Raw genomic sequence first — 22,411 nt, 5'->3', positions numbered from 1 at the left:
CAGCCCGTACAGCGAGTCGGTGAGCCGGTCGCGCAGCGCGCTCAAACGGTCCTCCCCTTCTCCTCCGCCTCGTCCCCCGCCACCGTCTGCTGCTCCTCCGAAGCGGACTCCGACTCCTCCGCCGCTGCCACCTCAGCGGCCTCACGGCGCACGGTCACCACGCGCTGGCCGAGGGTGACGGCAGAGCCGACCGCCACCACCCACAGGGCGATCGGCAGCAATACACCGATGTGCGGGACGCCGAAGGTGGCCTCGAAGCCTGAGAAGCCCGCCAGCACCAGCGTGATCACCAGCCGCTCGGACCGCTCCACCAGCCCGTTCACATTCACCGGCAGCCCGATGCTCTCGCCGCGCGCCTTGGTGTACGAGACGACCTGGCCACTGGAGAGGCAGAACAGCGTCACCGCGCACAGCACCAGGTCATCGCCCCGGCCCGCGTACCACAACGCGATCCCGCCGAAGACGGCCGCGTCCGCCACCCGGTCCAGCGTGGAGTCCAGGAAGGCCCCCCAGCGGCTGGAGCGGCCCAGCTGCCGCGCCATGTTGCCGTCCACCATGTCCGAGAAGACGAACAGCGTGATGACAACAGTGCCCCAGAAGAACTCCCCGATCGGGTAGAAGATCAACGCTCCCGCCGTCACTCCGACGGTACCGACCAGGGTGACGGCGTCGGGGCTCACACCCCGGCGCAGCAGCAGCGCGGCAAACGGGGTGAGAACACGCGTGAAGAAAGCACGCGCGTACTTGTTCAGCATGACCGTCCCTGGTACGTCGAGGGCGAGCCGGATGACGGTGTGGCCACCGGGTGGCCCATCGTAGTCACGCCGCGGCGGCGCCCGGCGCACACGGTCGGGTAGTGCGGCGTCGGTTCGCGGTCCCACGTATGGACGCCCGTCGGCAGCGGTGTAAAGCTCGGAAGAACGGTGGTCTTCGCGACCGCTCGGCCCCTTCAGCGTGCTCCAGCAGGTGACAACCGGAAGGCGGGACACATGGCCGACAAAGCGAACGCACACCCCGGAGCCGCCGGCAGGGCAGCAGCGGCCGACCACCCCGCCTCGATACGGAACGTGGTGCTGGTCGGCCACAGCCAAGCCGGCAAGACGACTCTGGTCGAATCCCTCGCCCTCGCCTCGGGCGCCGTCAACCGGGCCGGCCGGGTGGCGGACGGCACCTCGCTCTCCGACTACGACGAGATCGAGCACCGCCAGCAGCGCTCCGTCCAGCTCTCCCTGGTACCGGTCGCCTGGAACGGCATCCGGATCAACCTCCTCGACACCCCCGGCTACGCCGACTTCGTCGGAGAGCTGCGGGCCGGGCTGCGCGCCGCCGACGCCGCGCTCTTCGTCGTCTCGGCCGGGGACGGAGTGGACGGAGCCACCCGGCTGGTGTGGCAGGAGTGCGCGGCTGTCGGCATGCCGCGCGCCATCGTGATCACCCATCTCGACGCCGCGCGCGCCGACTTCGACGAGATGACCGCCATCTGCCAGGAGACGCTGGGCGGCGACGACCCCGACGCCGTCATCCCGCTCTACCTGCCGGCGCTCGGCGAACGCCGCTCCGACGGCACGGCCCCGGTCACCGGGCTGATCGGGCTGCTCACCGGGAAGCTGTTCGACTACGGAGCAGGACAGCGCACCGAACGCGAGCCCGACGAGGGACAGCTGCCGCTCCTCGGCGAGGCCAGGAACCGGCTGATCGAGGGCATCATCGCGCAGAGCGAGGACGAGACCCTGATGGACCGCTACCTCGGCGGCGAGGACTGCGACGTCAAAACGCTCATCGAGGACCTGGAGAAGGCCGTTGCCCGCGGCACCTTCCACCCCGTGCTGGCCGCCGCACCCGCCGCCGACGGCGCCAAGCAGGGCCTGGGCACCATCGAACTGCTGGAGCTGATCACCGGCGGCTTCCCCACCCCCGAGGAACACGGAATCCCCGCCGTCACCACGCCGGACGGCAAACCGCAGCCGGCGCTCGGCTGCGACCCGGCAGGGCCGCTCGCCGCCGAGGTCGTGAAAACCTCCTCCGACCCGTACGTCGGCCGGATCTCCCTCGTCCGCGTCTTCTCCGGCACGCTGCGCCCCGACGAGACGGTGCACGTCTCAGGACACGGCCTGGCGGACCGGGGCCACGAGGATCACGACGTGGACGAGCGGATCGGCGCCCTGTCCGCCCCCTTCGGCAAACAGCAGCGCTCCCTCGACGCGGCCATCGCGGGCGACCTGGCCTGCGTGGCCAAGCTCGGCAGGGCCGAGACCGGTGACACCCTCTCCGCCAAGGACCACCCGCTGCTGATGGCGCCCTGGGAGATGCCCGACCCGCTGCTCCCCGTCGCCATCCAGGCCCACAGCAAGGCCGACGAGGACAAGCTCTCCCAGGGCCTCGCCCGGCTGGTGGCCGAGGACCCGACCATGCGGCTGGAGCAGAACCCCGACACCCACCAGCTCGTCCTGTGGTGCATGGGCGAGGCACACCGGGACGTCGCCCTGGAGCGGCTGCGGTCCCGCTACGGGGTGCAGGTGGACACCGTCGAGCACAAGGTGTCGCTGCGCGAGACCTTCGCCTCGGCCGCCAGTGGGCGCGGCCGGCACGTCAAACAGTCCGGCGGGCACGGGCAGTACGCCATCTGCGACATCACCGTCGAACCCCTCCCGGGCGGCTCCGGCATCGAGTTCGTCGACAAGGTGGTGGGCGGCGCGGTGCCCCGCCAGTTCATCCCTTCGGTGGAGAAGGGCGTCCGCGCCCAGGCCGCCAAGGGCGTGGCCGCCGGCTACCCGCTGGTGGACGTACGGGTCACGCTCGTCGACGGCAAGGCGCACTCCGTCGACTCCTCCGACGCGGCCTTCCAGACTGCGGGGGCGCTCGCCCTGCGCGAGTGCGCCGGCCAGGCGAAGATCCATTTGCTGGAGCCGGTCGCCGAGGTGGAGGTGGAGGTTCCGGACGACTATGTGGGCGCCGTGATGAGCGACTTGTCCTCCCGGCGTGGCCGGGTGCTCGGCACCGAACAGGCCGGGCCTGGCAGCACAACGGTGCGTGCCTCGGTGCCCGAGATCGAGATCAGCCGCTACGCCGTCGACCTGCGGTCCATGTCGCACGGCACCGGCCGGTTCTGCCGTACGTACGCCCAGCACGAGCCGATGCCGCAGCAGCAGGCGGCACGGATTCTGGAGGCGGCGGGGTAGAGGGTCCCGCAACCACAACAACCCCGCAGACTGCGAACGACGGGCAGGGGCAGACGCTTCCCATCGATTGCGGCAAGATGTGTGCCGACCGCGGCAGTTGGGAAGCCGTCTGTCGTGGTCGGCCAGATCAGCGCGGCGGAGTGGGGGCCCAGTGGCCGGATTCGACGATCTCAGCAGCCATCCGGATGTGGCGGCCGAGTTCACGCCAGGAGCCCAGGTACCCATCTCGGGCTCCGGCGGCCAGACGGCCGCGACCCAGGCGCTCGCCTCCGCCGCATACCGCGACGACGAGGTCCAGAAGCTCATCGAGGCCAACCCCGAGGCCGCCTTCAAAAAGCCCCGGCTCTCGCTGTTCGAACCCAATCTCGGTGAAGCGTTCTCCCGCGCCGTCCAGACCCGGCTGCTCGGCGGGGCCCGCAAACCGATCATCCAGTCCTTCGGCATCGAACCGCAGACCGTCGTCGAGCACTGCCTGGCCGCCACCCGGGTACGCAAACAGCGCGATACGCGGCTGACCGTGGTGATGACCCTCTTCGGGCTGCTGTTCCTGCCCGGCGTACTGCTGTGGCTGCTCGCGTTCCAGCTGCGCCGCATGATCGCCGGCTCCAAGGACAAGCGGGCCGGCGCCCTCGGCATGGTGGCCATGGTCGCCGTCGGAGCCCTCGCCGTACTCTTCGCGATAAAGCTGCCGGTCAGCGGATTCTGGGGGATCTATCTGCGGGCCATGTTCGTCGCGCCGGTCATCGGCGGGCTCTGGGCCAAGCAGATCTGCGAGCGGTACGCCAAAGACCTGCGCGACCGCTGGCAGAGCCTGCTGGGCGGCGCCGGGGTCGGCGCCAAGATCCCCGAAGCCGTACCGCAGGACCCCGGAGACGCGGGCGCCGAGCGCATCCGGCTGGGCCTGGCCAAGGTCGCCGCCGAACAGGCCAGCAACCTCGTCTACTACGCGGGCCCCAAGGGGATACTCGGCATGGGCACCCGGTGGGGCAGCTGGCAGATGGCCGAAGAGCTGACCCCGGCGCGCGAGGGCGAGGACATCCACCCGTTCCGCAGCTGGGACGTCATCCGCGCCATCCACGACCAGCTCCGCATGCTGGAGCGCGGCCCGCTGCACACCGGCGGCTTCCCCACCCCCTCGATACGCCACTGGATCGTCTCCCCCATCGCCGAGGGCGCCAAGGAGGTCAAGCGCCCCGACGGCCAGGAGGTCGAGGGCTACCGCATCAAGGACTTCGAGATACAGCGCATCTGCAACGAGCAGCAGTTCGGCGCGGGCAACCGGCACTACCTGGGCGTCCAGTTCGTGCTCTGGGACGGCCAGTTGGTGATCACACTGCTGATCTCCGTCACCGTGCTGCACCACACGCTGCGCATCGAGGTCACCGGACACGCCCTCGGTCCCGTCGACGGGCTGTTCACCAGCGGCCCGAAGGCGAAGACCAAGGAGGTCGCCAAGAGCGTCAAGTTCTGGGAGACCCGCACGGTCAAGCTCCCGCTGGTGGAGACCAAGGAGGTCGTACGCCTCACCGCGCGCGCCCCGCTGACCTGGTTCCCGCCCGTGCTGGACTTCCTCGGCGGCAAGCTCAGCCTGCCCGAGCCGTTCGGCCTGCGGCACGCCTGGGCCAAGAAGCCCTGGCGGCACCGCTTCATGGCCGACGACGCCATGCGCGCGGCGACACCGGTGCTGCGGGTGGTGCATTCGGCGGCCATCAAGGTACTGGAGGAGAACGGCTGCAACGTCGAGAAGTTCGGCAGCCGCTCCCTCAACCTCAGCGCCGCGGTCCAGGACGCCAAGCCGTTCAAGGCCGACGTCTACGACGCGTGAGGGGTCACGCCCGAGCGGTCACCACGCCTCGGCCAGCATCGACCGGGTGTCCGCCAGCAGCTGCGGCAGCACCCGGGTGTGGCCCACCACCGGCATGAAGTTGGTGTCCCCGCCCCAGCGGGGCACCACATGCTGGTGGAGGTGCGCGGCGATACCGGCGCCGGCGACCGAGCCCTGGTTCATGCCGATGTTGAAGCCGTGCGCTCCCGAGACACGGCGCAGCACCGTCATCGCATGCTTGGTGAACGACGCGAGCTCCAGCGTCTCGTTCTCGTCCAGCTCGGTGTAGTCCGCGAGATGCCGGAAGGGCACGGTCATCAAGTGCCCGCCGTTGTACGGGTAGAGATTGAGCACCGCGTAGACGTGCTCGCCGCGGGCGATGATCAGCCCGTCCGCGTCGGACTTCTCCGGGATGGTGCAGAACGGGCAGCCGTCCTCGGCGCCGGGGCCGCTCGGCTTGTTCTCGCCCTGGATGTAGGCCATCCGGTGGGGCGTCCACAAGCGCTGGAACTGGTCCGGCGCCCCCACTCCGATCTGCTGCTCCGGCTCACTCGTCATGTCCGCCAGCTTATGCGCCGGGCGGCGCGGGAGACGAGGAGGGGCGGCCCCTGGAGAGGGGCCGCCCCTGCTTCGCGTCACTGTGCGCTCACACCTGGATACGGCGCTCCACAGCGTCGAGGATCTCCGAAATCGCCTCGTCCTTCGGGATCCCGTTCTTCTGCGACCCGTCCCGGTACCGGAAGGAAACCGCCCCGTTGGCGATGTCCTCGTCACCGGCGATGATCATGAAGGGCGTCTTCGCCTTCTGTGCGTTCCTGATCTTCTTCTGCATCCGGTCCGACGACGAGTCCACCTCCATCCGCAGCCCCTTCGCCTTCGCCGCGGCGGCGAACTCGGTCAGATACGGCACGTGGTCGTCGCCGATCGGGATGCCGATGGCCTGCACCGGGGCCAGCCACGCCGGGAAGGCGCCCGCGTAGTGCTCCAGCAGGACGGCGAAGAAGCGCTCGATGGAGCCGAAGAGGGCGCGGTGCAGCATTACGGGCTGCTGCCGGGAGCCGTCGGCGGCGGTGTACTCCAGGCCGAACCGGGCCGGCTGGTTGAAGTCGACCTGGATCGTGGACATCTGCCACGAGCGGCCGATCGCGTCCTTGGCCTGCACGGAGATCTTCGGCCCGTAGAACGCGGCGCCGCCCGGGTCGGGCACCAGCGGCAGCCCCTGCTTCTCGGCCGCCTGGCGCAGGGCGTCGGTGGCCTCCTCCCACACCTCGTCCGTGCCGATGAACTTGTCCGACTCGGGGTCGCGAGTGGACAGCTCCAGCTCGAACTCACTCAGGCCGTAGTCGCGCAGCAGATCCAGTACGAAAGTGAGCAGGTTGTCCAGCTCCCCCGCCATCTGCTCCTTGGTGCAGTAGATGTGCGAGTCGTCCTGGGTGAAGCCGCGCGATCGGGTCAGGCCGTGCACGACGCCCGACTTCTCGTAGCGGTAGACGGTGCCGAACTCGAACAATCGCAAAGGCAATTCCCGGTACGAGCGCCCGCGCGCCTTGAAGACCAGGTTGTGCATCGGGCAGTTCATCGCCTTGAGGCGGTAGTTCTGCTCGTCGAACTCCAGGGGAGGGAACATGTTCTCCCCATAGCTCGGCAGGTGCCCGGAGGTCTCGAAGAGCTTCTCCTTCGAGATGTGCGGGGTGTTCACGAACTCATAGCCCGCGTCCTCGTGCCGCCGCCGCGAGTAGTCCTCCATCACCCTGCGGACAACGCCGCCCTTGGGGTGGAAGACCGCGAGGCCGGGGCCGATCTCCTCGGGGAAGGAGAAGAGGTCCAGCTCGGTGCCGAGCCTGCGGTGGTCGCGCTTCTCGGCCTCGGCGAGGAACTCCAGATACTGCTTGAGCTCGTCCTTGGTCGGCCACGCGGTGCCGTAGATCCGCTGGAGCTGCGGATTGCGCTCGCTGCCGCGCCAGTACGCGGCAGCGGACCGCATCAGCTTGAAGGCGGGGATCAGCCGGGTGGAGGGCAGGTGCGGGCCCCGGCACAGGTCCTTCCAGCACAGCTCGCCGCTCTTGGCGTCGACGTTGTCGTAGATGGTCAGCTCGCCGGTGCCGACCTCGGCCGAGGCGCCCTCGGCGGCGTCGGCCGCGTTGCCCTTGAGGCCGATCAGCTCCAGCTTGTACGGCTCGTCAGCCAGCTCCTCGCGGGCCGCCTCGTCGGTGGTGACCCGGCGGGCGAAGCGCTGCCCCTGCTTCTGGATCTGCTGCATCTTCTTCTCGATGCGCTTGAGATCGTCGGGGGTGAAGGGCTCGGCGACATCGAAGTCGTAGTAGAAGCCGTCCTTGATGGGCGGACCGATGCCGAGCTTGGCTTCGGGGAAGAGCTCCTGAACGGCCTGTGCCATCACATGCGCCGTGGAGTGGCGCAGGATGTTCAGGCCGTCGTCGCTGGTGATCTCGACGGGCTCGACCTCGTCGCCTTCGGCCAGCGGGTGGGTGAGGTCCTTGAGCTCGCCGCCGACGCGTGCGGCCACGACGGAGCGCTCGCCCTCGAAGAGCGCGGCGGCCGTAGTGCCCGTCGTCACCACGCGCTCTTCCCGCTCGGAATCGCGTTGGATGGTCACACGGACATCTGACACCGGTCTCTCCTGACTCTCACCTGGACGCGCGGCCGTCGCCACGCCGTGAGCGCGGGCATACGCCGCGCTGTCGAATCGTACCGAGCAACGCCCCCCGACCGAAAACGGTCCGGGGCCCACCGCGGACCGCTCGGCGGACGGTGCGGGCTTCCGGCCGGGCCGGCCCCTCCGGTCAGCCGCCCATGCCGCGCTCGAAGTCGTGGAGGCCGTCCCGCAGCCGCTTCAGCAGCTGTTCCCGCGCCGTGCCGGGCACCGGAACCGGTGCGACGTCGTACGCGCCGCTGAGCCGCCGGAAGCCGCCCCGGCTCTCCAGCAGCCCGGCGATCCGCAGCGGCAGCCCCGCCAGATGCGCGTGAACGGCGCGGCGGTACCCGTCCTCGTCCAGCCGGGCCCGCACCTGGGTGACCTCGGCACCGGCGAGCACGTCCAGCCGTACGGAGCCGGGTCCGTCGGGGCGGGCCCGGCGCAGCCGTACGACGGTGCCGGTCACCCGCACAGGGACGGAGGGCTCGGCGCGTACGTAGTGCCGCCCGGCCACTTCCAGCGCCGGCAGATCGCCGGGGGTGAAGACGACGGGGAGCGGCCGCGGCGGACAGCCCCGCGGTGTCCCGGCCGTCCGCGACCAGACGAGGGTGATCTGCACTCCCTCGGTGCCGCGCACCAAGTCGCAGAGTGCTTCGGTGAGTTCGGCGCAGCAGCCGTCCGGCACGGCGGCGTCGAAGTGCTCGGTGGCCCCTGTGGCGCGGTAGCGGCATACGGCGTCGGCTGTCGCCCGCAGCGCGCGGCACAGCACGCCGAACTCCCGGCCGGTGTCCTGCGGGCCCGGGGTGAAGCGGCCGGTCAGCAGCCGGCCGGCGGCGCCTTCCTCGGAGCTCTCGTCGTACCGCACCCGTTCGGTGAACGCCTCGGCCCGCCGCTCGCCGCGTGCGCCGTGGAAGCCGGTGTTCCGGCCGGCGGCGAGGGCGCCGGCGCGCAGCATGGCGCTGGCCGCCGTGCTCAGCTTCTGCCGGGCACGCCAGGTGGCTGCCGCGTTGCTCGCGGGCAGTTCGCGTCTCCAGTGGATCTCATCGTCGTCGGCGGCGACTCGCATCACGCTCTCCGTGTCCCGGCCACTCCCCTCCTTCTCCTGACCACGGATCGATGCCGCAAACAGGCGCTGCGGAGAAACGCAGCCGAGCCGGAGAATGAAAAAGAGGCCGTCCCGTCTGCTGACGGTCCGGCCTCGTGGATCTCGCGCGACGCGATTTCACGAACACGGGGTGGGCGATACTGGGTTCGAACCAGTGACCTCTTCGGTGTGAACGAAGCGCTCTCCCACTGAGCTAATCGCCCCGGGTGTTCCGCCGTTGCCCCGGCGGCACGGGCAGAACAATACAGTGCACCTCACTCTTCATCCAAACCCCTTTCCAGCAGGGCCGGATCCGCCCCTGGAACGCCTCGGGGCCCGGAAGCTGGTTGCTTCCGGGCCCCGGTGCACTGGGTGGGCGATACTGGGTTCGAACCAGTGACCTCTTCGGTGTGAACGAAGCGCTCTCCCGCTGAGCTAATCGCCCGCTGGCGCGCCCAACATTACCGCATGTCAGCGGGTGCTCATGACCACCAGCCGGCCCTCAGCGGGACTGCCGTTCGGCACGCTGGGCGAGCTTGCGTTCCTTGCGGGCCGCCCGGCGGTCCTTCACCCACTGGGTGCCCTCCCGGTATTTGCGCTTTGTCCACCGCAGTACGTGCTGTGCCCAGACGAACTCGGTCGCCCAGACAGCCATCCCGCCGAAGATCACCAGCCACCCCGGCCCCGGCAGCGGCAGCATGATGACGCCGCCGGCCACGATGGCCAGGCCGACGAGAAAGATCCCGACGCGCCAGCTCATGTGCAGCGGCCGGGAAGCCTGCACGAACTTCGGCGCCCGGGAGCCGAGTGGCTTCTCCTCCCGGGTTTCACGCGGCATTACGTCACTCTCCGCAGTCATGAGGGACAAGGTACCCGACGCCCTTCGACCGGGGCGGATTCACTTGATTGGCCGCACCCCCCAAACCTACAAGAGCCGTACGAAGGATTCGATTCCGTACAAATCAGTCAGAGGGGTTTACAACCGGCGCGTAGGTGGCATGTCGATTTCGCCGACGTGCGAATCCCCGAGCGCACACTGAGCGAAAGGCCCTGGCGCTTATGAACACAACGGTGAGCTGTGAGCTGCACCTGCGCCTCGTTGTTTCGAGCGAGTCCTCACTGCCTGTACCAGCGGGCCTGCGGTACGACACGGCGGACCCCTACGCCGTGCACGCCACCTTCCACACCGGTGCCGAGGAGACCGTGGAGTGGGTCTTCGCCCGCGATCTCCTGGCCGAGGGTCTGCACCGGCCCACGGGCACCGGGGACGTCCGAGTCTGGCCGTCCCGCAGCCACGGCCAGTCCGTGGCATGCATCGCCCTCAGCTCCCCGGAGGGCGAGGCCCTGCTCGAGGCCCCGGCGCGGGCACTGGAATCCTTTCTCAAGCGGACCGACGCGGCCGTGCCGCCCGGTACCGAGCACCGCCACTTCGACCTCGACACCGAGCTCTCGCACATTCTCGCCGAGAGCTGAGACCGCCGGTCACCGCGGCCGTCCGACTCGGGGCGACGGCCGACGGTCCCGGCAGCCGTGTGCCACGGCACCGCTTCGTGTAACGGCACACTGCGACGCCGCCGCCGCGTAGGGATACGCGGCGGCGGCGTCGCTGCGTTCGGCAACGCTGCGGCTACCGCTCGGAAACGGGACGACTCCCGCGCGAGGCGCACCGACTAGGCTTCCGCATCAGGCCGGAGATGTTCCCGGACACGGCAGGAGCGGCCCGTGCAGATCAACCACGACACCCGGTGCGCGCTCGACCAGGTGGTCGAGCTGCTGAACACCATGGCGGACGGCGACACCCCCGACACGCTGGTGTCCGTGGCCGACCTGCGTGCCTACGTCGAGCGCAACAACGTCAGCGGCGTCGGCACGCTCACCCAGGAGGACCTGCGGGCGGTGCGGGAGGCGCGGGAGCGTTTCGCGCAGGTGTTCGCCGCCGAGGATTCTCGGACGGCGGCCCGGCTGATCAACGCGCTGGTCGCCGAGGCCGGAACCACGCCGCAGCTCACCGACCACGACGGCTACGACTGGCACGTCCACTACTTCGCGCCCGGCGCCTCCGTCGCGCAGCACCTGGCCGCCGACGGCGGTATGGCGCTGGCGTTCGTGCTCGTCTCCGGCGAGCGGGACCGGCTGCGGCGCTGTTCCGCGCCGGACTGCCGGCGTGCCTTCGTCGATCTGTCCCGCAACCGCTCCCGGCGCTACTGCGACAGCCGCACCTGCGGCAACCGGCTCCATGTGGCCGCCTACCGCGCGCGCCGCCGGGAGTCGACCGAGGCCGCCGCCGGGAGCTGAGCCCCGCGCCGTCCACTGCGGCCCGGCGGTCCGGTCCCTCACAGCAGCAGCAGGTCGTGTGCTCCCGCTGCGCCGAGCAATACCGCGATCACAGCGAGGAACAGCATCAGCGGCGGTTGGGAGAGCGCGTACAGGCACCCCTTGGGCTCGGGGGGCGGCAGCTCGTCGAGCTCGAGCGCGGAGTTCGGCGTCGTGTCCATCTCGCCGCGATCATGTCGCAGCCGCCGCGGCTCCGTACGACCGCACGCCCCCTTTCCCGGTGATTTCCGGGAAAATCCTCGCGAGTCGCCCGCGGGGGGTGCTAGCGCGCCGGGCAGGCCGGAGCGGGGCGGGCGTCTGTGCCGTGCTTCTCAGATGCCGTGCTTCTTGAGGATGGCTTCGATGTCGGAGAAGTCCTCGCCGGGGTCGGCGGGCTTGCCCTTGCCCTGCCCGGTTTTGCCGGGCTTGGTCTTCTCCTGCTTGGCCTTCCGCTGGGTCGCGGCCGGGCCCGAAGAGGGGAGGGCTGGGGCGCCCGCAGCGGGCTCTGTGGCGCGGGTCTGCCCGCGGGACGACTTGGACGCGGTACGGCCGGCGGCGGCGCGGCCGATGATCCACAGCACGACGGCACAGGCCAGCACGGCGAACCCGGCCCAGACGGTGGGCTTGAGCACCAGATCGGCCGCCCAGCTGCCGAACGCCCTGCCGATCTTGCCGCCGAGGCCGACCAGCCCGGACATCGCCAGCCCGACCGGCACCAGCGCGACGGCGGCCAGCCGCGTCGCGGCGGCGAAGCGGCGCCGCCACGCCGTCAGAAAGGCAACGGCGAGACCCGCCGCGGAGAGCGCGGCGCAGACGGTGGTGGTGAGCATGCTTCCATCGTCGCACCGGGCGGGCGGTAGCGGCCATGGCCGGGCCGTGGGTTCAGGGAGATCTCCGGGTCGGGCCCCTCCTGGAGGCTGAGAGACTGTGCTCATGGACAACACCACCGACTCCGGCACCTCCCTCCCCCGGCCTGCGGCCGGGAGGTACCCCCACGCCTCTGCCACGCTCGATGTGTGGTGCGATCTGCAGTGCCCGGACTGCCATCGGGCCCAGGCCGATCTGCGGGCGCTGCGCGAGCGGTACGGCGATGGGCTGGAGATCCGGCTGCGGCACTTCCCGCTGGAGAAGAACAAGCACGCCTACGCCGCGGCCCAGGCGTTCGAGGAGGCGTACGAGCAGGGCAAGGGCGAGGAGTACGCCGAGGCGCTGCTCGCGCGCACCAAGCAGCTCGGCGCGCGCGGTGAGGAGCTGCTGGTGGAGGTGGCGGGCGAACTCGGCCTGGACGCCGAGGAGTTCTCCTCCGCGCTGATCGACGGCCGGCATCTGCTCGCGGTGGACGCCGACCAGGCCGAGGGCAAGGCGATCGGGGTGACGGGAACGCCGACGTATGTCATCGACGGGCAGCGGCTGGACGGCGGGAAGAGCCAGGAAGGGCTGCGGGAGCGCATCGAGGAGATCGCGGACCGGCTGCTTGACCGCTGAGCAGCCGACAGGCGGCTAACGCGGCTACAGCAGCGTCTTGAAGTAGAACGCTTCGACCTGGCGGTAGCCCAGCGAGGTGTAGAGCCGCCGCGCCGGCGTGTTCCCGGCGAAGACGTTGAGCCCGAGCCGCCCGACCCCGGCATCCAGGCAGATGCGCTCGGCGGCCAGCATCAGCGAGCGCCCGTGGCCCTCGCCGCGCCGCTCGGGTGTCACGTTGATGTCGTAGACCCAGGCGTCCACGTCGGTGCGTGGCAGCTCGGTGAAGCCCAGCCAGATCGAGCCGACGTCGGTGCCCTCGCAGGTGAGCACCCGGAGCGCGGCGCCCGACGAGGCCGCGCCGTCCGGCAGTTGGGTGCGCCGGACGGCCGCGGAGGTGGCGGCGGCCTGTTCCGGGCTGAAGCCGCGGTCGGCCAGGCTCTCGATGAAGGTGGCCGCGCCCGCTTCCCACCAGGCGTCGAACTCCTCCTGCGTCAGTGCCCGCACCGTGCTGCCGGGCGACAGTTCGGGCCGCTCGTCCAGCTGTTTGGTCATATGGCAGTTGCGTTCGGTATAGCCCAGTACGCCCAGCAGGTGCACGCCCGCGTCCCCGCTGCCGGCCGACCGGACACTCGCCTCAACCTGGGTGCAGCCCCAGCCCCGCAGCGCTTCCTCGGCCGCCAGGGCCGCGACGGTTCCCCGCCCCCGGCGCCGTTCGCCCTCTTCGATGAACAGCCGCTCCAGGCGCCCCAGCGCCGGCCCGTCCCCGGCCGGGCCGAGGAGGGTGACGGCGCCCACCGGGCGGGAGTTGACGCACACCTCGTAGGCGCGCGAGCGCCTGCCCTCGGCAGTGCGGCTCTCGGGACCGGTCGGGCGCAGGGTGGTCGTCACAGTCCGGTTCTACCCCTACGGGCCTCGCCGGCACCACCGGTTCACGGGTCGATGTCGGCCGCCGAGCGCTCCTCGAAGACGCGCATCGCCTTGCCGGTCACCGGGCCCGGGGCGGTGGGCAGGGTGCGTCCGTCCAGCCGGGCCACGGCCTGGACGTCGCGCAGGCTGGAGGTCACGAAGATCTCGTCGGCCCGCTCCAGCACGTCCATCGGTAGCTCCGTCTCCCGGCCGCCCGCCCATTCGAGGACCAGGGCCCGGGTGATGCCCGCCAGGCAGCCGGAGGACAGCGGCGGTGTGTGCAGCTCTCCGTCGAGGACGACGAAGACGTTGGTCCCGGTGCCCTCGCACAGTTGCCCGTGGGTGTTGGGGAACAGGGCCTCGGTGGCGGCCTGTTGCCGGGCGCGGGCGAGCGCGACGACGTTCTCGGCGTACGAGGTGGTCTTCAGCCCGGCGATCGCGCCGCGCTCGTTGCGGGTCCAGGGGACGGTGACGACAGAGGTGGTGTCCGGCCTGCGGGTGGCCTCGCCGAGGGCGACGACGAGGGTGGGCTTCGCCTGGCCGCGGTCCGAGCCGAGCGGGGAGAGGCCCCCGGTGTAGGTGATCCGCAGCCTGCCGTACGGCATGGGGTTCGCGGCGACGACGGCGTCGCAGGCCCGCCGTACCTCGTCCAGGTCGGGCTCGGGCAGGCCGAGGCCGCGCGCCGAGGAGGCGAGCCGGCGCAGATGCCGGGTGAGGGCGAACGGCGTGCCGTCGGTGGTCTTGACCGTCTCGAAGACCCCGTCGCCCACCGTCAGCCCGTGGTCGAGCACGGAGACGTTCGCGCTGTGTGCGTCCCGCAGTCCGCCGTCGAGCCAGATCTTCACTGTTCACCTCAGGGAGCGCTTGGGGCCACGGGGTCACCGGGTGTGCGCCGGGGTCTCGTGGTCGTCGTACTCCCCCGACGCTACCGCGAGCAGCCGGGAAGCCTTGAGTTCGGTCTCGTGCCACTCGCGCTCGGGGTCGGAGTCCCAGATGATGCCCGCGCCGGTGCCGAAGCGCAGCTGGGGGCGTGGGTGGTCGCGCTCGATCCAGAACGTACGGATGCCGACGGCCAGCTCACCGACGCCCTGGTCGGCGTCGACCCAGCCGATGCCCCCGGTGTACGGGCCGCGCGGCGCGGTCTCCAGCTCGTCGATCAGCCGCAGCGCGCTGGACTTGGGCGCCCCGGTGATCGAGCCTGGCGGAAAGGTGCCCTCCAGCAGCCGTGCCCACGCGCCGGTACCGGGGCCGAGGCCGGAACCGGGGGCATGCCCGGTTCCGGGCAGCTCGCCGCGGACGGTGGAGACCAGGTGGACCAGGCCCCGGTAGGGCTCGGCCGCGCACAGCTGGGGGACGGTGATGGAGCCGGGCACACAGACCCGGCCGAGGTCGTTGCGGACCAGGTCCGTGATCATCACGTTCTCGGCCCGCTCCTTCTCCCCCAGGTCGGCCTCCGAGCGTCCGGTGCCCTTGATCGGGCCGGACTCGACGGTGCGCCCCGCGCGGCGCAGATACAGCTCGGGGGAGGCCGTGGCGATCTCCACCCCGTGTGCGGGGAGGCGCACGGTGCCCGCGTACGCCGCCGGGGTGCCGAGGGCGAGCCGGGCCGTGAGCTGGTCGATGTCGGCTGCGCCGGGAGAGGGGTCGGGGAGCGGTGCGGACAGTACGCGGCAGAGGTTGACCTGGTAGACGTCGCCCGTGCCGATGGCCGCGCGTATCCGCCGTACGCCCTCGGTGTAGGCGGCGCGGTCCAGGGAGCTGGTCCAGCTGTCGGCGGCGGGACCCCGCCAGCGGCCCGGCACCGGCGCGGGCAGGGGGGCGGGACGTACGTCGCCGAAGCGTGCGCAGCACAGCCCGCCCTCGTAGTCGGCGACGACGGCCCACCAGCCCGAGGAGTCGAGAGCCTCGGGATCGCTGGTCACGTCGCGGAGGTCGGTGGCGAGGCAGCCGCCCAAGCGGGCGAGCGGGGTCGGATCGGACACGGTTTCGAGTCTATGGGGGCCGCTGGGCGGCCACGCTGCGGAAACGGAATTTGAGCTGGCCGGGGAATCCGCTAAAGTTCAACACGTCGCCGAGGCGCAAGCGCCCCGGGGACGCCCTCCCGGGCACGGCCTGGGGAAGGCACTGCGGACGTGGCTCAGCTGGTAGAGCATCACCTTGCCAAGGTGAGGGTCGCGAGTTCGAATCTCGTCGTCCGCTCGACGTGGGGGACCTTCGGGGCCTCCGCACCTGGTGGAGTGGCCGAGAGGCGAGGCAACGGCCTGCAAAGCCGTCTACACGGGTTCAAATCCCGTCTCCACCTCCAAGGACGATTAGCTCAGCGGGAGAGCGCTTCCCTGACACGGAAGAGGTCACTGGTTCAATCCCAGTATCGTCCACCAGGTCCGGTCACCACCGGACCTCCCGCGCGGTTAGCTCAGCGGGAGAGCGCTTCCCTGACACGGAAGAGGTCACTGGTTCAATCCCAGTACCGCGCACGGACGATTAGCTCAGCGGGAGAGCGCTTCCCTGACACGGAAGAGGTCACTGGTTCAATCCCAGTATCGTCCACGAAGGCGAGGGCGAAGTGTACCCGCGTAAGGCGCGGGCCACTTCGCCCTCGTTGTTTTTGCTCGGCTTCACCTCGCGTTGCGGGGGCTTCGCCACCCGCACCCCCGCAGAGGAGCGCGGCCCTCATCTCTGGGCTCAGGAGGAGAAGAGCATCCGTCCGAAGCCGCGGTGGTCGTGGTGACCATGGTGGCCTTTGTGCCCGTGGCCGTGCGGACCGTGGCCGTGCGAGCCGTGGTGCGCGGCGCCCCAGGCCGGACCCGCGGGGTAGGACTGCGGGCCGGGCGGCGGGGGCGCGGACTGCATCCACTGGGCCTCCAGCCTGGTGAGGGACTCCAGCTCGCCGTAGTCGAGGAAGATTCCCCGGCAGTTGCTGCACTGCTCTATCTGTACGCCGCTGCGGTTGTATGTCTGCATGGGTGCACCGCACTTGGGACACTGCATCATTTGTCGGTTTCCTCTCGCTCCCGGTTTGCTCCACCTTACGGCGCCTGTGGCGCGGGGAGTTCGGTCCGTCCGGCTCGTTCCGTCCGTTCGAAGAGATCCGCGATCCGGGCGCACGCGGCCACGCACGCCTCCTCCGCCTCGTCCAGCGAGCGGCCCTCGGTCCTGGCCTTGGCGACGCCGAGCGCCGCACTCTGCACCGTCAACGCCCGGGCGGGAGCGTCGAGATACCGCCACGGGTCGGGACCCGCCAGGCCCCGCAGGGTGCTGCTCGCGCGGGGGGCACCGGCCGTCCGCAGCGTACGGGCGTACGCGGCGAAGAAGCGGTCCCACGCGGTGGGCGGGAGGAGGCCGGCGGCGTACCAGCAGGCGGGACGTGCCAGGTCCCAGGCGGGGTCGCCGAGGCCGAGGTCGTCCACGTCGATGAGGTGCCAGGGGCCGTCGGGCGGCGGGTGGCGCACGAGCTGGCCGAGGTGGAAGTCGCCGTGGCACAGGATGCGCGCCTCGGGCGGCCGTTCCTCGTCCCGGCACCAGGGCGGCAGCACGGCCCAGGCGCGCTCGACGGCATCGGCCGCCGCGGCGTGTGCGCCCGGCGGGGCTGTGCGCATCCGCGTCAGGGCGCGAAGGGCCTTGGCGGGCCCGCGCATCGGCGGCAATGGGCCGGGCAGTTGGGCGAGCGGCGGAAGCGGCGCGGTGTGCAGCCGGGCCAGGAGCTCGCCCGCCGCTTCCCAGGGGGCGGCTGCCGCGTCGTCCGGGTCGACCGGGGCGCCGTACGGCCAGACGCTGCCGGCCCGTCCGCCCGGCAGCGGCACCGTCCCGCTGCTGGAGGCGGGCGGCAGCAGCACGCCGCGGTACGTCGCGGCTGCCGCGACCCGCACGCGTACGTCCAGCGGCGCGGCCTCGGCGTCGGGTGCGTGCGCCTTGGCGACCCGGTCCCCGACCCGTACGACGGTGGCGTCGGCGCGCTCGGCGACCACCTCGCCGTTCCCGGCCGGGTCACCGGCGAGCACGGCGAGGGCCCGGTGCAGCGCGGGGTCACCGGCCGGTCTGTCGGGGAGGGGCATGGGCTCTCCAAGCGTTCGACGACCACAACCTAGGCGAGCGCCGACATTGCCGTGCGGCGCACGAGGGGCACGCGACGGCAGAGGACAGGGAGGCCGTGGATACGCGAGGGCCCGGGTAGCTCCCCAGCTACCCGGGCCTCGTGCCGTCCGCCGCACCCCCGTCCCCACGGGGCTGTAAGCCGGAAGTCCCCGACCCGGTCCGCTCCACCGGGCCTGGGATCGCTCAGGACCCCAGCATTCCGGCCACGGACGACGCCTGTGTCAACACCATCCGGCCCCAGCCCGAGACGAGGCCGAGGAGGAGGGCGAGTGGCAGCACCATGGCGGCTGCCACCAGCGGATGACGGCGACCGCCGGGACGGGTGCCGAGATCGGCGAGTGCCGCGAGCCTTCCCTTCCCTGTGGGCGTCGTGCGCCCGGCGATGTGTGCCATCTCCACTCCTGATCGTTGTCTGGGGCGGCGGACGTCTGACCTCGGGGGACGAGTGCTGCGCCCGCCGCTTGACCACAACATTAGGCAAAGACGTACGCAGCGGCGTCATGCGCGCGTACCGACTCGGGGGCCTCCCGCAGGATGACGTGGTGTGGGGGCGCCTACTCCCCAGGGTGGAGGCGTGATCGGCTTTTCCAGGGTCTTCCCCCAAGGGGTACCACCGCCCGGCCGTCCGAGGGCTCCGTGGGGGTGAGTTGTCTCACTCCGCCGCTGCCGCTTGCTCCGGCGGGGCGCCGCTCGCAGACGGTCCGGAACGGTTCCGGGACGCTGCCCGGTGTATCCGTGCGACCTCCGGCTTCGGGTGCGCCCTTGGTGCCCGCCAGGACCCGTCGCTCCGTCAAACTCCGTCCGGCGGCGTCTCTTTGACTGCGACGGGCCGGGGGCGCACGGGCGCGCGGAACCGGCGCGCCCGACGGACTTTCCGTCGTCCGCCGGGCTCTGACATTCCGTCCGGCGCCGCGTGCGCGGCCTATCGTCGCCTTGCCACGGCAGTCCGTAAGCTGTGGTCGTCAGACGGACCGGTCGGCGGTGGGCTGCTTCCCCCACCGGGCGCCGGAGGTGGGGCATTCGCGCACCGGACACCGGAGGTAGGAACGGACATGGCGATGATGCGGCTCCGGCGCGAGGACCCGCGAGTCGTCGGCTCGTTCAGGCTCCACCGGCGCCTGGGGGCCGGGGGCATGGGCGTGGTCTACCTCGGTTCCGACCGGCGCGGCCAGCGGGTCGCGCTGAAGGTGATCCGGCCGGATCTGGCCGAGGACCAGGAGTTCCGCTCCCGCTTCGCCCGCGAGGTGTCGGCGGCGCGGCGCATCAGGGGCGGGTGCACGGCCCGGCTGGTGGCGGCGGACCTGGAGGCCGAGCGGCCCTGGTTCGCCACCCAGTACGTCCCCGGCCCCTCGCTGCACGACAAGGTGAACGAGGGCGGGCCGCTGCCGGCCGCGCAGGTCGCCTCGATCGGCGCCGCGCTCGCCGAGGGCCTGGTGGCGGTGCACGAGGCGGGCGTCGTGCACCGCGATCTGAAGCCGTCCAACATCCTGCTCTCGCCCAAGGGCCCGCGCATCATCGACTTCGGCATCGCCTGGGCGACGGGCGCCAGCACGCTGACGCACGTCGGCACCGCGGTCGGCTCCCCCGGCTTCCTCGCCCCCGAGCAGGTGCGGGGCGCGGCCGTCACCCCCGCGACGGACGTGTTCGCGCTGGGCGCCACGCTGGCGTACGCGGCCACGGCGGACTCCCCGTTCGGGCAGGGCAGTTCGGAAGTGATGCTCTACCGCGTGGTGCACGAGGAGCCGCAGCTGGACGCGGTGCACGCCGCGCTGGCTCCGCTGATCCGCGCCTGCCTCGTCAAGTCGCCGGAGGACCGGCCCAGCACCTTGCAGCTGTCGCTGCGGCTCAAGGAGATCGCGGCGCGCGAGGCCCGGGGGCTGTCCGACGGCGACGCGACACTGGGCGACTGGCCCGGTGCCGGTCACCGCCCGGCGGCCGGCGGGCCGGTCTCCGGCAGGCCGGTGCCCGGCAGACGGCACGAGGCGCCGTCCCGGGAGCGGTATCCGCGGGACCACGCACAGCAGCGCACCCAGCGGGACAGCGGCAGCCGGGAGCGCGAACGGACGGCGAGCGCGTCCCGCGCCTCCACGCCACGCGCCCCCCGCTCGACGGCGCCCGGCTCCTCGCACGCCGCGCGCCCCTCGCGGGACGCGGGACATGTGACCGGCAGCGGCGGCCGCAGGGGTGGAGAGCGCCCGGCACGCCGCCCCGCGAGCCCGCCGCCTCCGCGGGGCGGCAGCGAGCGGACGGGCGGCGGCAGGCCGGCGGCGACCGGCGGCAGGCGCCCGGCAACCAGGGGCGGCCGCCCCGGCGGGCTCAGCCCCGCGGCCCGCAAGCGCCGCCTGCTGCGGCAGCGCCTCATCGTCTTCGTGACCGTCACGCTGCTGGTCGCGCTCGGCATCGCCGCGGCCCAGGGCTGCGAGGGCCCGACCCGGGGGCTCGGCAGCGTCTCGGAGCAGCGGCCGTAGGAGCGTAAGGCAGTTGGACGGGGTCCGCGCCCATGGGACCTGGTGCCGTCAGCGGGTCACCGCGTAGAAGGCGACAGCCGCGGCGGCGCCCACGTTGAGGGAGTCGACACCGTGGGCCATCGGGATGCGGACCCACTCGTCGGCGGCGCGCAGGGCACGGGTGCTCAGGCCCTCGCCCTCGGCGCCGAGCATCAGCGCGGTGCGGCCGGTGGCGCCCGTGGTGACGGTGTCGATGGGGACGGCCTTCTCGTCCGGGGTGAGGGCGAGCAGCGGGAACCCCGCGTCGCGTACCGTCTCCAGGCCGCGCGGCCAGCTCTCCAGCCGGGCGTACGGCACGGCGAAGACGGCGCCCATCGACACCTTCACCGAGCGGCGGTAGAGCGGGTCGGCGCAGTCGGGCGAGAGCAGCACGGCGTCCATGCCCAGCGCCGCCGCGCTGCGGAAGATGGCGCCGATGTTGGTGTGGTCGTTCACCGACTCCATGATCACGACACGGCGGGCCGTGGCCAGCAGTTCCTCCGGCGCCGGGAGGGGCTTGCGCTGCATGGAGGCGAGGGCGCCACGGTGCACGTGGTAGCCGGTGACGCGTTCGGCCAGTTCCGGGCTCACGGCGTAGACGGGCGCGGGCACCTCGTCGATGACGTCACGCATCACGTCGATCCACTTGGCGGACAGCAGCATCGAGCGCATCTCGTATCCGGCCTGCCGGGCACGCCGGATCACCTTCTCGCCCTCCGCGATGAACAGCCCCTCGGCGGGCTCGCGCTTACGGCGCAGTTCGACGTCGGTCAGGCCGGTGTAGTCGCTCAGCCGGGGGTCGTCCGGGTCGTCGACGGTGACGAGCCCGCCGGCCGACGGGCCGCCGGGCGTGCCGTTGGGGGATGATGCTGTAGCCACAGGCCGATACTGCCCTGTTCCGCTCGGAGTGCCAATGTGTGCTCAGGTCGCTGTACACGGTGCCCCGCATCGGGGCTGCGCTTGCCCACCCTGCGCCCTGGGGGTACCCCCTGCTCGAAGAGCTTGGGGGAGCAGACTGCCCAAGCTTGCGGGGTAACAAATAAGGGGCGCGGGGAACTGCGCGACAAGCCACAACCAACCCACAGACCGCAACGGCCCGGTAGGGGCAGCCCCCTACCCGGACTGGCGCAGGGACACCACGTCGCCGATCACGACGACGGCCGGAGGCCGCACCCCCTCGGCGACGGCGCGCTCCGCAGCCGTCGCCAACGTGGCGTCGACCCGACGCTCAGTCGCCATCGTGCCCTCCTGAACGATGGCGACAGGGGTCTCATCCGGCCGGCCGTGCTCACGGAGCGCGGCGGCGATCGCGCCGAGGTTCTCCACGGCCATCAGCAGCACGAGGGTGCCGCGCAGCCTGGCGAGCGCGGGCCAGTCGACCAGCGAGCGCGGGTCGTCGGGGGCTACATGGCCGCTGACGACGGTGAACTCGTGGGCCACACCCCGGTGAGTGACGGGGATACCGACCGCTCCGGGCACGCTGATCGAGCTGGAGATCCCGGGTACGACGGTGACCTGGACGCCCTCGGCCGCGAGCTGTTCGGCCTCCTCCATGCCCCGGCCGAAGACGAACGGGTCGCCGCCCTTGAGGCGTACGACGGACCGTCCGGCCTTGGCGTGCTCGACCAGTACGGCGTTGATGGCTTCCTGGGCCATCGCACGGCCGTAAGGGATCTTGGCCGCGTCGATGACCTCGACGTGCGGCGGGAGTTCGTCCAGCAGATCGCGGGGGCCGAGCCGGTCGGCGACCACCACATCGGCCTGGGCCAGCAGCCGGCGGCCGCGCACGGTGATCAGATCCGGGTCGCCGGGTCCGCCGCCGACGAGGGCGACGCCCGGGGTGCGGGGGCTGCGCTGTTCCGCGTCGAGGGTGCCGTCCCCGAGGCGGGCGACGATCGCGTCCCGGATCGCGGCCGAGCGGCGCGGATCGCGGCCTGCGGCGCCCTGCGCCCCGCTGGTGAGGACGGCCACGGTGATGCCGTCGCTGCGCCCGGTGGCAGGCGTCCACGCGGTGCCCTGGTCCGCGTCGTCCGTCCGTACGCACCACACGCGGCGGGACTCGGCCTCGGCGACGATGGCCGCGTTGACGTCGGGGTCGTCGGTGGCCGCCAGTGCGTACCAGGCGTCCGCGAGGTCGCCGTCCCGCCAGGCGCGGCGCTCCCAGGTGATCTCACCGCTGGTCACCATCGCCTCGACGGAGGGCGTGACCTCGGGCGCGACGACCGTGACGTCAGCGCCCGCCGCCAGCAGCGCCGGAAGGCGGCGCTGTGCCACGGTGCCGCCACCGACCAGCACGACGCGGCGCCCGGCCAGGCGGAGTCCTACGGGGTAGGCGGGAGTGGCGGAGGTTTCCGACATCTGGGACGGCATCCTTCTCGGGAGGGCGAGCCGGCTCGATTCTGAACC

At 71.7% G+C, this 22,411-nt stretch carries 20 protein-coding genes, 7 tRNA genes and 1 pseudogene; 11 read left to right on the top strand and 17 right to left on the bottom strand.

What is annotated here, in order from left to right:
- Positions 1–41: 41 nt before the first annotated feature.
- Entirely contained in the window at positions 42–755 is a 714-nt protein-coding gene (gene pgsA, locus ITI46_RS03490) for a phosphatidylinositol phosphate synthase (protein ID WP_209237865.1), read from the bottom strand.
- A 234-nt stretch (positions 756–989) separates the two neighbouring features.
- Between pgsA and ITI46_RS03485 the strand changes: the two genes are divergently transcribed.
- Together ITI46_RS03485 and ITI46_RS03480 are read left to right on the top strand one after the other, a co-directional pair.
- Entirely contained in the window at positions 990–3,179 is a 2,190-nt protein-coding gene (locus ITI46_RS03485) for an elongation factor G-like protein EF-G2 (RefSeq protein WP_209237864.1), read from the top strand.
- A 151-nt stretch (positions 3,180–3,330) separates the two neighbouring features.
- Positions 3,331–5,004 (top strand): AbeC-like domain-containing protein, encoded by a 1,674-nt coding sequence (locus ITI46_RS03480; protein ID WP_209237863.1) that lies wholly within the window; start codon positions 3,331–3,333, stop codon positions 5,002–5,004.
- An 18-nt stretch (positions 5,005–5,022) separates the two neighbouring features.
- On the opposite strand, the gene ITI46_RS03475 is transcribed toward ITI46_RS03480, so the two are convergent.
- From ITI46_RS03475 to ITI46_RS03450, 6 genes and pseudogenes are all read right to left on the bottom strand, one after another.
- Entirely contained in the window at positions 5,023–5,562 is a 540-nt protein-coding gene (locus ITI46_RS03475) for an HIT family protein (protein WP_209237862.1), read from the bottom strand.
- A gap of 88 nt (positions 5,563–5,650) precedes the next feature.
- The gene (gene thrS / locus ITI46_RS03470; protein ID WP_209237861.1) at positions 5,651–7,633 is read right to left on the bottom strand and encodes a threonine--tRNA ligase; all 1,983 of its coding nucleotides are present in this window, start codon (positions 7,631–7,633) and stop codon (positions 5,651–5,653) included.
- Between the two features lie 172 nt (positions 7,634–7,805).
- Positions 7,806–8,723: a hypothetical protein gene (locus tag ITI46_RS03465; RefSeq protein ID WP_209237860.1), complete on the bottom strand. Its 918-nt coding sequence runs from the start codon at positions 8,721–8,723 to the stop codon at positions 7,806–7,808.
- A 170-nt stretch (positions 8,724–8,893) separates the two neighbouring features.
- Positions 8,894–8,965 (bottom strand) — tRNA-Val (locus tag ITI46_RS03460).
- 149 nt (positions 8,966–9,114) lie between these two features.
- Positions 9,115–9,186: transfer RNA gene (locus tag ITI46_RS03455), tRNA-Val, on the bottom strand.
- A gap of 99 nt (positions 9,187–9,285) precedes the next feature.
- Positions 9,286–9,600, bottom strand: a pseudogene (locus tag ITI46_RS03450) (TIGR02611 family protein); the annotation flags it as partial.
- Positions 9,601–9,800: 200 nt separating this feature from the next.
- On the opposite strand from ITI46_RS03450, the gene ITI46_RS03445 reads away from it, so the two are divergent.
- Positions 9,801–10,214, top strand: coding sequence for an SsgA family sporulation/cell division regulator (locus ITI46_RS03445; RefSeq protein WP_026005227.1), 414 nt, complete (start codon positions 9,801–9,803; stop codon positions 10,212–10,214).
- Between the two features lie 249 nt (positions 10,215–10,463).
- The gene (locus ITI46_RS03440; protein WP_209237858.1) at positions 10,464–11,036 is read left to right on the top strand and encodes a CGNR zinc finger domain-containing protein; all 573 of its coding nucleotides are present in this window, start codon (positions 10,464–10,466) and stop codon (positions 11,034–11,036) included.
- Positions 11,037–11,074: 38 nt separating this feature from the next.
- On the opposite strand, the gene ITI46_RS03435 is transcribed toward ITI46_RS03440, so the two are convergent.
- Entirely contained in the window at positions 11,075–11,236 is a 162-nt protein-coding gene (locus ITI46_RS03435) for a hypothetical protein (RefSeq protein ID WP_209237857.1), read from the bottom strand.
- Between the two features lie 150 nt (positions 11,237–11,386).
- A complete protein-coding gene (locus tag ITI46_RS03430; protein ID WP_209237856.1) occupies positions 11,387–11,884 on the bottom strand; it encodes a hypothetical protein in 498 nt (165 codons plus the stop codon).
- A 103-nt stretch (positions 11,885–11,987) separates the two neighbouring features.
- Between ITI46_RS03430 and ITI46_RS03425 the strand changes: the two genes are divergently transcribed.
- Positions 11,988–12,539 (top strand): DsbA family protein, encoded by a 552-nt coding sequence (locus tag ITI46_RS03425; protein ID WP_209237855.1) that lies wholly within the window; start codon positions 11,988–11,990, stop codon positions 12,537–12,539.
- Between the two features lie 24 nt (positions 12,540–12,563).
- On the opposite strand, the gene ITI46_RS03420 is transcribed toward ITI46_RS03425, so the two are convergent.
- The 3 genes from ITI46_RS03420 to ITI46_RS03410 are packed head-to-tail and all read right to left on the bottom strand — an operon-like array spanning position 12,564 to position 15,406.
- The gene (locus ITI46_RS03420) at positions 12,564–13,406 is read right to left on the bottom strand and encodes a GNAT family N-acetyltransferase (protein WP_209237854.1); all 843 of its coding nucleotides are present in this window, start codon (positions 13,404–13,406) and stop codon (positions 12,564–12,566) included.
- Between the two features lie 41 nt (positions 13,407–13,447).
- The gene (locus ITI46_RS03415) at positions 13,448–14,269 is read right to left on the bottom strand and encodes an aminotransferase class IV (RefSeq protein WP_209237853.1); all 822 of its coding nucleotides are present in this window, start codon (positions 14,267–14,269) and stop codon (positions 13,448–13,450) included.
- Between the two features lie 33 nt (positions 14,270–14,302).
- Positions 14,303–15,406, bottom strand: a complete 1,104-nt coding sequence (locus ITI46_RS03410; protein WP_209237852.1) for a chorismate-binding protein — start codon at positions 15,404–15,406, stop codon at positions 14,303–14,305.
- 144 nt (positions 15,407–15,550) lie between these two features.
- On the opposite strand from ITI46_RS03410, the gene ITI46_RS03405 reads away from it, so the two are divergent.
- From ITI46_RS03405 to ITI46_RS03385, 5 genes are all read left to right on the top strand, one after another.
- Positions 15,551–15,623 (top strand) — tRNA-Gly (locus ITI46_RS03405).
- 32 nt (positions 15,624–15,655) lie between these two features.
- Positions 15,656–15,729 (top strand) — tRNA-Cys (locus tag ITI46_RS03400).
- 1 nt (position 15,730) lies between these two features.
- Positions 15,731–15,805: transfer RNA gene (locus ITI46_RS03395), tRNA-Val, on the top strand.
- 24 nt (positions 15,806–15,829) lie between these two features.
- Positions 15,830–15,901: transfer RNA gene (locus ITI46_RS03390), tRNA-Val, on the top strand.
- Between the two features lies 1 nt (position 15,902).
- Positions 15,903–15,974 (top strand) — tRNA-Val (locus ITI46_RS03385).
- A gap of 135 nt (positions 15,975–16,109) precedes the next feature.
- Here the strand turns inward: ITI46_RS03385 and ITI46_RS03380 are convergent.
- From ITI46_RS03380 to ITI46_RS03370, 3 genes are all read right to left on the bottom strand, one after another.
- Positions 16,110–16,418, bottom strand: a complete 309-nt coding sequence (locus ITI46_RS03380) for a TFIIB-type zinc ribbon-containing protein (protein WP_209237851.1) — start codon at positions 16,416–16,418, stop codon at positions 16,110–16,112.
- Between the two features lie 35 nt (positions 16,419–16,453).
- The gene (locus ITI46_RS03375) at positions 16,454–17,479 is read right to left on the bottom strand and encodes an aminoglycoside phosphotransferase family protein (protein WP_209237850.1); all 1,026 of its coding nucleotides are present in this window, start codon (positions 17,477–17,479) and stop codon (positions 16,454–16,456) included.
- A 223-nt stretch (positions 17,480–17,702) separates the two neighbouring features.
- Complete coding sequence (locus tag ITI46_RS03370) at positions 17,703–17,912, bottom strand: hypothetical protein (protein ID WP_209237849.1); 210 nt, start codon at positions 17,910–17,912, stop codon at positions 17,703–17,705.
- Positions 17,913–18,571: 659 nt separating this feature from the next.
- On the opposite strand from ITI46_RS03370, the gene ITI46_RS03365 reads away from it, so the two are divergent.
- Positions 18,572–19,987 (top strand): serine/threonine-protein kinase, encoded by a 1,416-nt coding sequence (locus tag ITI46_RS03365; RefSeq protein WP_209237848.1) that lies wholly within the window; start codon positions 18,572–18,574, stop codon positions 19,985–19,987.
- Between the two features lie 48 nt (positions 19,988–20,035).
- Here the strand turns inward: ITI46_RS03365 and ITI46_RS03360 are convergent, their stop codons facing one another.
- On the bottom strand, positions 20,036–20,884 hold the full coding sequence (locus tag ITI46_RS03360; protein WP_209237847.1) for a TrmH family RNA methyltransferase: 849 nt from the start codon (positions 20,882–20,884) through the stop codon (positions 20,036–20,038).
- A gap of 234 nt (positions 20,885–21,118) precedes the next feature.
- Complete coding sequence (gene cobA / locus ITI46_RS03355) at positions 21,119–22,363, bottom strand: uroporphyrinogen-III C-methyltransferase (RefSeq protein ID WP_209237846.1); 1,245 nt, start codon at positions 22,361–22,363, stop codon at positions 21,119–21,121.
- Positions 22,364–22,411 lie beyond the last annotated feature (48 nt).

It is taken from the genome of Streptomyces oryzae (assembly GCF_017676365.1).
Classification (GTDB): Bacteria; Actinomycetota; Actinomycetes; order Streptomycetales; family Streptomycetaceae; genus Streptomyces; species Streptomyces oryzae.
Note: the sequence above shows the minus strand (reverse complement) of the source record. Positions and strands in the feature narration are given on the sequence as shown.

What these genes read in the sequence shown, in the direction of transcription:
- ITI46_RS03425 (WP_209237855.1), top strand. Translation starts at nt 11,988, where the DNA reads ATGGACAACACCACCGACTCCGGCACCTCCCTCCCCCGGCCTGCGGCC.
- ITI46_RS03485 (WP_209237864.1), top strand. Translation starts at nt 990, where the DNA reads ATGGCCGACAAAGCGAACGCACACCCCGGAGCCGCCGGCAGGGCAGCA.
- ITI46_RS03435 (WP_209237857.1), bottom strand. Translation starts at nt 11,236, where the DNA reads ATGGACACGACGCCGAACTCCGCGCTCGAGCTCGACGAGCTGCCGCCC.
- ITI46_RS03430 (WP_209237856.1), bottom strand. Translation starts at nt 11,884, where the DNA reads ATGCTCACCACCACCGTCTGCGCCGCGCTCTCCGCGGCGGGTCTCGCC.
- ITI46_RS03380 (WP_209237851.1), bottom strand. Translation starts at nt 16,418, where the DNA reads ATGATGCAGTGTCCCAAGTGCGGTGCACCCATGCAGACATACAACCGC.
- ITI46_RS03445 (WP_026005227.1), top strand. Translation starts at nt 9,801, where the DNA reads ATGAACACAACGGTGAGCTGTGAGCTGCACCTGCGCCTCGTTGTTTCG.
- ITI46_RS03465 (WP_209237860.1), bottom strand. Translation starts at nt 8,723, where the DNA reads ATGCGAGTCGCCGCCGACGACGATGAGATCCACTGGAGACGCGAACTG.
- cobA (WP_209237846.1), bottom strand. Translation starts at nt 22,363, where the DNA reads ATGTCGGAAACCTCCGCCACTCCCGCCTACCCCGTAGGACTCCGCCTG.
- ITI46_RS03475 (WP_209237862.1), bottom strand. Translation starts at nt 5,562, where the DNA reads ATGACGAGTGAGCCGGAGCAGCAGATCGGAGTGGGGGCGCCGGACCAG.
- ITI46_RS03375 (WP_209237850.1), bottom strand. Translation starts at nt 17,479, where the DNA reads ATGCCCCTCCCCGACAGACCGGCCGGTGACCCCGCGCTGCACCGGGCC.
- ITI46_RS03365 (WP_209237848.1), top strand. Translation starts at nt 18,572, where the DNA reads ATGGCGATGATGCGGCTCCGGCGCGAGGACCCGCGAGTCGTCGGCTCG.
- ITI46_RS03370 (WP_209237849.1), bottom strand. Translation starts at nt 17,912, where the DNA reads ATGGCACACATCGCCGGGCGCACGACGCCCACAGGGAAGGGAAGGCTC.
- pgsA (WP_209237865.1), bottom strand. Translation starts at nt 755, where the DNA reads ATGCTGAACAAGTACGCGCGTGCTTTCTTCACGCGTGTTCTCACCCCG.